This window comes from Polaromonas sp. P1_G2, assembly GCF_056405515.1.
On sequence record NZ_JBFUBY010000554.1, the window covers coordinates 1 to 912 of the forward strand.

The following is a 912-nucleotide window of genomic DNA, read 5'->3' on the forward strand; positions in this document are numbered from 1 at the left end:
ACGACCCTGTTGTCACTAATTCGAGCTGGACGGAGAAGCGGTCCCCCAGCAGCTTTAGAGAGGCGTCATGCGTCTCGTCCGCCCCACTACACACCGCGTCCTCAAGCAGGATCATTCGGTATCCGAGGTCGATGCCGCCCAGCACCGCGGCGAGGACACACACATCCGTCTCGCCACCGGAGACCACCAGTGTCGAAACTCCTTCCTGGGCAAGGGCGGAGTATAGACGTCCGTCGATCCAGGGCGAGTATGTCCGCTTGTCAAAAACTGTTGCAGGCGGCACAAAACACGCCAGTTCGGGCACGAGGTCGACAAGCTCCGGATGCAGATGCTCCATCGTCATGGCCGACCATTTCAGATAGTAGTCCCGCCACGTTCCGCGAAGTTGTTCGGCCCTCTCAGGCGGCACGAAGCGTGTGAAGATCGTGCGCTCCGGATAACGTCTGGAGACTTCCACCACCTGATCGGAGACGCGGTCCATCCACGGAACTCTCCACGGCGTCTCTTCGGCGAACATGCGCTGCATGTCGACGCATAGATGTCGCCACTCGCCGAGACCATCCATTCAGCGACCCGACCGTCCCCAAAGGTAACCGACCAGGGCAGCGATCCCGACGGATAGGAAGACGTTCTGCTTCAGCCTTTCCTCAGCGGCGGTTGCCAGTTCTTTGAATTCCGCCGACGCGATCCGTGTCGTGCCCGAGGCGATTTGCTGGACCGACTCGCGGAGCCGTTCCAATTCGTTCTTAAGCGCGGCAATTTGCTCTTTCTGGTCAGGAAGAGTGGATTCGGCGTCGCGCTCGGTGTTCTTCTGCGCGATCACGTCGTCGGCTTTCGACGTGGCCACTCCGTCTGGGTTGGTCCAAATGCCTGATTGTGTTGTATCGTCTGTCATACGTCCTTCTCCTTAAC

The 912-nt window shown here is 59.3% G+C and carries 2 protein-coding genes; both read right to left on the reverse strand.

Features of this window, described 5'->3' with window-relative positions:
• Window positions 1–526: cysteine hydrolase family protein (locus AC1D0P_RS26125; protein WP_477679381.1), on the reverse strand; the 526-nt coding region annotated here is incomplete at its 3' end.
• Between the two features lie 39 nt (window positions 527–565).
• Window positions 566–895 (reverse strand): hypothetical protein, encoded by a 330-nt coding sequence (locus AC1D0P_RS26130; protein ID WP_477679382.1) that lies wholly within the window; start codon window positions 893–895, stop codon window positions 566–568.
• Between the last annotated feature and the right edge of the window lie 17 nt (window positions 896–912).

Coding starts and splice junctions, on each gene's coding strand:
- AC1D0P_RS26130 (WP_477679382.1), bottom strand. CDS start 895: ATGACAGACGATACAACACAATCAGGCATTTGGACCAACCCAGACGGA.